A 6982-nucleotide genomic window follows, 5' to 3' on the forward strand; every position below is an offset into this window, starting at 1 on the left:
GAATATTAAAAAGACAAGGTAGTAAGATACAAATTAAGCACCTAGCTGAAATACTAAATGCGTAATCCAATTTATAGGCGGAGTTAAAAAGCGAGTGCACGTTTTACTCCTCCAATATGCCAGTTGTATATAAATGTATTCAAGAACTGCAAAACTGTTAGTCTGGTAATCTTCGTTAACACTCTAGACTTATAACCAGTAAAGGATTTGGCATAATTACGTTGCATCATAAACTTGTCACACAACTGAGAGAAAGCGGTCTCAATTCTCTTTCTTACTTTGTTAAAAATCCACATTGTGGACTCTTTTCTTTTGATTGTACTACGTATTAAGCAGTTACCGTTTTCGTTTGTTTCATCACCAATAATATCTTTTATCACCTCGAGTATTTTGATGAAGTTTGTGCGTATGTTGTGCATATTGTTTTAGAAAGTTTCGTCACTAACTATGACAACTGAACGACATCTTTTGTCCCTCAAATTTTAATAAATTAAGCGGCCAACGGGTAACTCTAATTTGTAGTAATATTGGTTTCAAAAAAACTATTTTCCATATTACCGTTTAAACTTTTTTACAAACTTTTTTTCCTAATTATCAACTAGTTATATCTTTTTTTATTTTTACCATGACAGTTCAGGACGGACAATAATATGCCATTATTTAAGTTTACACTACGATAATTGAAAACGTTTGCATTACACTAAATAGTCCGTATGATTCTAACGATATTTAAACTCTTGATACTCCTCTTGTTCCTAATAGTCTTTAACGAAAGGTTGCGTTGTTGTGTAAATTTACGAACCGCCTCTCACACATCATTCTAAAGAAAATCTCTAAAGCAAAAGCTGTATGAAACGATTGAATTCACAACCCTTATTTGTAAAACAAGCGGTACTACTAATGTTAGTCGTGCTAGTTTTTTGCGGGTTAAAACTTTCTGCCCAAACATTGGTGCAGGTAAAAGGTAAGGTTACTGTAGAGGGCAATGCCTCAGAAACATTAACCAGTGTTACTATTAAAATTAAAGGTGCAACTGGTGGAACTACAACTGGTGTAGATGGTACCTATTCACTTAGGGTAACAAAAGGTGTAACCCTCGTATTTAGTTATGTAGGGTATATTACCAAAGAAGTTAAAGTAGGCGATAACCCTAATATTAATGTGGCTCTAAAATCGGAAGCCTCTACTTTGGGCGAAGTAGTAGTAGTGGGTGCTTACAATTCTTCTAGTACTAAATTAACTAAAACAGGCTCTGCTACAACCATTTCAAGCGGCGAGTTTGCTAAAACTACAGTCAGTGATGTAGGTCAAATTTTACAAGGTCGTGTAGCTGGTGTAAATGTTGTATCTACCTCTGGCGAGCCTGGTGCTGATATTATTGTAACCATCCGTGGTAACAGCTCTATTAACGGCTCTAATCAACCTCTATATGTAATAGATGGCTTTCCAGTACCACCAACAACGGACGCTCCAAGTGTAAACACTGACGGTAGTGGTAATGCTAATGGTTTATTTGGCTTAAATCCTAATGACATAGAAACAATTACCGTGCTCAAAGATGGTGATGCAACGGCTATTTATGGTTCTAGGGCTGCAAATGGTGTTGTTTTAATTACTACCAAAAAAGGTAAAGCAGGCGAATCAACGATTGAATTTACTAGTAAAAGCACTGTGGGTATCATTTCAAGCCCTTATCAAATGATGAATTCGCAAGAGTACGTAGCTACAAAAAATGAACAAAGTGTGCGTAATAATTTACCTGTTACTTTTGATGTAGAAGCTTATGCCAATAAACCAACTACCAATTGGTTAAAAGAATTAACAAGAAATAGCCTTAGGCAAGAAACAAGTTTAAGCTTTAGAGGTGGTGTAGGTGCTACTAATTATTTTATTAGTGCCTCTTATTTAAAAGAAACGGGTGTTGTAATTAATTCGGGTAATGATAGAGCCAATGTGCGATTTAACGTAAATACCGATATTAAGAAATGGTACACAATACGTGCGCAATTTGCCATTACCAGGCAAAATCAATTGGTTGGTGTTACTGCTGCGAGGGGCTGGCCTCAACGTGGAGGACCAATTTTGAATGCATTAAGAGCTGCACCATTCTTTATAAATGACCCTGACCAACTTACCTTAGACAACATAATTGATGGGCTTAGTATTGGAGCTACTACTTATAACCCTTACTCAGAGCAAAAATTAAAAACTGACAATAGATTACAAGACCAAGTAATAGCTAATTTAGAGAATGTTTTTTATTTTAATGCTAAACGAAATTTAGAGATGCATGTAACGTTTGGCACTTCTTACAATTATGCTGGTAGACAAACCTTACAACCAAAAGTGATTGATGTTGCAAATGGCGGCACAGCACAGCAAGGCGATGCGAAAACTTTGGCTTATAATGGGAATGCTTTTTTTCTACACAAATTTAAGTCTAAAGCTTTAACTATTAACAATACCATAGGGGCCGAATTTACCAAGAATACTATTGAAGATAATTCATCAGTTGCACAAGATCTTGTGTTTCCTGATATTACTTTATTTAATCTTAATGCAGGTAAAATACAAAAAATATCGTCTTCTAAAACAGCAAGTTTAATCGAATCCGCTTTTTATAGGTTACTTTTTAATTATGATAATAGATATTTGATTAGTGGTTCTATAAGACTAGACGGTGCATCCCGTTTCGCTGAAAGTAATAAATTAGGCTTGTTTCCATCTCTAGGTTTTACCTGGAACGCAAGCGAAGAGTCGTTTATAAAAAATAAATTACGTTTTGTAGATTTAGCAAAGGTACGTGTTAGTTATGCAGTTATTGGTAACGATAGATCATTACCTGTGTATCGTTCTTTAAGACTGTATAACACGGGGATTTACGAAACTGGATTAACGCAAGGTAATACACCTTTTGTTGGGTTATCTGCAACGCAACCTAATAACCCTAATTTAAAATGGGAGTCATCAAGCTTATTTAATATAGCAACAGATTTATCCTTTTTTAAAGACAAACTAGGTATTACGTTTGAGTATTACGATAAACTTACAAAAGGCTTGTTACAAAATGTGCCCTTTCCATTTCAATCAGGCTATACCAATGTGTGGTCAAATGTAGGTACGATTCAAAATAGAGGCATTGAAATTACTTTAAATACTAAAATAGTTCAAAATAAAAATTTCTCTTGGTCTAGTAATTTTAACTTCTCTAATAATAAAACCATTTTGGTTGATCTTGGTGACTTTGATTTTAAAGCGAACTTGGCAAATTTAGGTGGAAATTTAGTAGGTGGTAGTGCCAAAGCATTAATACCTGGTAAAGAATTAGGCTTGTTTTATGGCTATAAAATTGATGGCTTATACCAATTGTCAGATTTTGATAATAATCGTCAGCCAAATGCAGGTGTAGATATCTTTACAGTGGGCGTTAATGCTGATACAAGGCCAGGTCGTTTAAAATTTGTGAATACCAACGGCAGCACTTATATCAATCCAGCTACAGGTAGAGTTAATGGTAATGTGAACGACTCTGACAAGGTGGTAATTGGTAATTCAGCACCTAAATTTACCATTGGCTTTACTAATAACTTTACTTACAAACGTTTTAGTTTAAGCTTCTTATTCACAGGTAGTTATGGAAATGATATACAAAATGTTGCTCAACAATTAATAGGAAGTGGTAACTTTAATAATGCTGGGGTAGCTTTTAATCAAACCGAAGATTGGTTTAAAAACCATTGGACGCTTAAGAATCAACACAATAATGCTCGATATCCTGCTGTTCAAACAGCATTGAATCATCCTACCGGTGATGCTACCTCTGCCCAAATTGAAGACGGCAGCTATTTACGCCTAAAAAATATCACCCTAGGTTACAATTTTGATGTTAAAAAGATTAAGTTCTTTAAAACTTTAAATCTATATATAACGGGAACTGATTTATTTATTATCACGAAATATACAGGCTTCGATCCAGAGGTAAGTTCTTATGGAACTGATGTCCGTTATCAAGGTATAGATTATGGATCTTACCCACGCAATAGAAATATCACAATTGGTTTATCTACAACATTCTAAAAAATAATCAATGAAAAAAATAATAATCGCTATACCTGTTCTATTGCTATTTTTTGCAGGTTGTAAAAAAGATTTAGTAGAGACGCCGTATGGTCAATATACAAGTCTAAATAACGTTACATTGATAGATGCAGCAACTGTTATTATTTATACTGCTGTAGACAATCGCACTATTGGTCTCTATCAATCTCAATCATTGTTCCCTATGGCAGAAGCTGGCCATCGTTACAGTTCTTTTGGATCTAATAGCGATATATTAGGTAATAGAGAATTTTATAGGTACATATATAATCCTAATACAGTAGCTATTACACAAACTTGGCAAGCTTTTTATTTAATGATAAATAGAGCCAACGAAGTAATAGAAGCCTCTCAAACATATTTAAAAGATAGTACTGATGCTGTGCCACTAATAGCCGAAGCCAAATTTTTAAGAGGGTGGGCGTATTTTGTGTTAACACAATTTTATGGGGCAGTACCTTTGCATTTAAAAGCCACTTCATCATCTGCTGATATACCAAATATTTATTTGCCGCGCTCGCCTATTAAAGATGTGTATGCACAAATAGTAGAAGATTTAACGTATGCATCTGGTAATTATACCAATGGTACTATAACACGCAGCCGTTTACCAAAAACAAGGCCGACTCAGGATCTAGGGCGGGTTACTGCTGGCACAGCTACTGGGATGTTAGGCAAGGTATATCTTACTATGGCAGGCTTACCACTTAACGATCCGAATGGTTATGCCAATGCTGTAGCAACTTTGGCACCTTTGGTTAGTGGTAGAGCTAGTTATGGCACTACTTTGTTACCAAATTATGCTGATATATTTAAATCTCTAAATGAAATGAACGCAGAGATACTGTTTGCATTGCGTAATTTTGCTAATTCTGCAAATGGTATCGCAAGTGCTACTTATTTACCTAATATATGTGGGCCAATTGGTTGTAATATAGATGGGGAAGCCTCCCAAACACCTATGTATGGATTACGTTGGGATATTTTACGTTTATATGAACCTACTGATGTACGTACAAGATCTGGTATTGGTTATGCCTATGCTGACATGCGCCCCAACTCTAAAATAGCAGCTACTGGCTTGCAAGACTCTTTAATTTATGATACTGTTTCAACTTTTCAATATAGGCGCAAAACAGCTCCTGCACAAACAATAACTGGACCTGGACGTTACGGAATTGGATATACCAAATATATAGCAGATCAGCCAAGATTAAACAACAGTGTTAGGGGCTATCAAAACGATTATATTATACTTCGTTTCTCTGATGTGTTACTATGCTACGCTGAAGCTTTAAATGAAGCTGGTCAAACTACGCAAGCTATTACATTTTTGAATGAAGTAAGGACAAGGGCTGGTGCAAAACCCGTTGCTTTAACAACTACTCAAATACCATTAAGACAAATTATTCGTGATGAACGTATGAGAGAGCTTGTTGGTGAGTTTACTAGTGTTTTTGATATTAGAAGATGGGGTACCCTAAAAGATGAAATGGATAATATGCGTGCAGATCAGTTTACAAACCTTGATCAAACAGTACCTACTTACGATCCCAAGTTTTATTTATATCCAGTGCCCTACAGTCAGCTGCAATCTAATCCATACTTGGCACCGCAAAATCCTGGTTGGAATTAACAATAATAAAATAAAATTATGAGTAAAAAATTTCTTGAAATAGGCATTCTGATCATCATGTTATTTACTTTAGCCAGCTGCCAAAAAGATTTTGGTCGGGGCGAGGTGTTGGATTATTCTAACACCTTAAAATCTGAAATAGATACCACAAGTAATTACAGTATGTACAAACAGTTGTACAAATTTTCTGATTATTTGTCACTTGGCCCTAAAGGTGATTCTGCTAATACAACTAATAGTTATAATGTTATTGGGGCTACATTAGGTACAGGCTATATTACGGGTTTTATACCTACTAACGATGCTTTTATAAACAATGGCATCACTTTCATCGCGGATGGTAATAGTTTAAATCCATTATTACTAAAATTCTTATCTAGGGATACTTCTTCGGCCAATCTAAAAAATGCAACTGTCGTAAGGCAATTTGCTGCTAATTTCCTCATAAATGAAGTAGTAGGAGTAGATCTTAATGATTCTTTAAAGTTTCGGACAATTTCTTCAAACACTGCTGATACATTGTATATTAAAAAATATATTGCTGATTTTTTAATTGATGGTAACTCAAAAATTGATATATCAAAATCAAAATCCTTCAAAAATGGTAATTTATATCCAATTAACAACTTAAGGGTGCCAGTTTATGCATCAGCAGCCGCAGGATTAGTAAAAGTAGACACTAGCATGTCCTTATTTAACCAAGCCCTAGTTAGAATACCAACTACAGATACCATTTTTAAACTGATTAATAATGCAAAAATACAAAATACGTTTTTAATACCAACAAATAATGCTTTTAGAGCTGCTGGTTATACCACTGCTTCTATTGCCGCATTACCAATTGCTACGGTAACTTCTTTAATACGGCATCATGTGGTTAGTAGCCAAAAAATATTTACCACTGATTTTCAATCTGGCACTTCAAGAATGTTAGATGGTACAGATATCACAGTTGGGGTTTTGCCTGCCGTTACATTCAAATCAGCAAATACAGCAAGTCAAGCAGTAATAACCGAAGCTAATATCTTGGTTGCAAGAGGAATAGTGCATAAGATTGATAAAGTATTAGTACCTTAATTAAATATATTATTAATGTATTTACGGGTTCATTATATTTTAATCCATCCCAGAATTCTTTTTTGTAAAATACGAAATTTTAAATTTATATAATTTGGCGAAGCCAATAATCTTTCAGCTAAAATGCCTGAAAAAGTAAAGGAATTAGATAAGTTGATTGTAAAACATGTA

3 protein-coding genes are annotated in these 6982 nt (G+C 34.7%); all 3 read left to right on the forward strand.

Annotated elements, in window-relative coordinates; all coding sequences use genetic code 11:
* Window positions 1–849: 849 nt before the first annotated feature.
* Genes ACT9TX_RS18010 through ACT9TX_RS18020 form a run of 3 tightly spaced genes read left to right on the forward strand, consistent with a single transcriptional unit; the run spans window position 850 to window position 6811 of the window.
* Window positions 850–4077 (forward strand): SusC/RagA family TonB-linked outer membrane protein, encoded by a 3228-nt coding sequence (locus ACT9TX_RS18010; protein ID WP_481340430.1) that lies wholly within the window; start codon window positions 850–852, stop codon window positions 4075–4077.
* Window positions 4078–4087: 10 nt separating this feature from the next.
* Complete coding sequence (locus ACT9TX_RS18015) at window positions 4088–5734, forward strand: RagB/SusD family nutrient uptake outer membrane protein (RefSeq protein ID WP_481340432.1); 1647 nt, start codon at window positions 4088–4090, stop codon at window positions 5732–5734.
* A gap of 18 nt (window positions 5735–5752) precedes the next feature.
* Window positions 5753–6811, forward strand: coding sequence for a fasciclin domain-containing protein (locus ACT9TX_RS18020; protein WP_481340434.1), 1059 nt, complete (start codon window positions 5753–5755; stop codon window positions 6809–6811).
* Window positions 6812–6982: the final 171 nt, after the last annotated feature.

It is taken from the genome of Parasediminibacterium sp. HNIBRBA5674, from assembly GCF_056745525.1.

What these genes read in the sequence shown, in the direction of transcription:
- ACT9TX_RS18010 (WP_481340430.1), top strand. Translation starts at nt 850, where the DNA reads ATGAAACGATTGAATTCACAACCCTTATTTGTAAAACAAGCGGTACTA.
- ACT9TX_RS18015 (WP_481340432.1), top strand. Translation starts at nt 4,088, where the DNA reads ATGAAAAAAATAATAATCGCTATACCTGTTCTATTGCTATTTTTTGCA.
- ACT9TX_RS18020 (WP_481340434.1), top strand. Translation starts at nt 5,753, where the DNA reads ATGAGTAAAAAATTTCTTGAAATAGGCATTCTGATCATCATGTTATTT.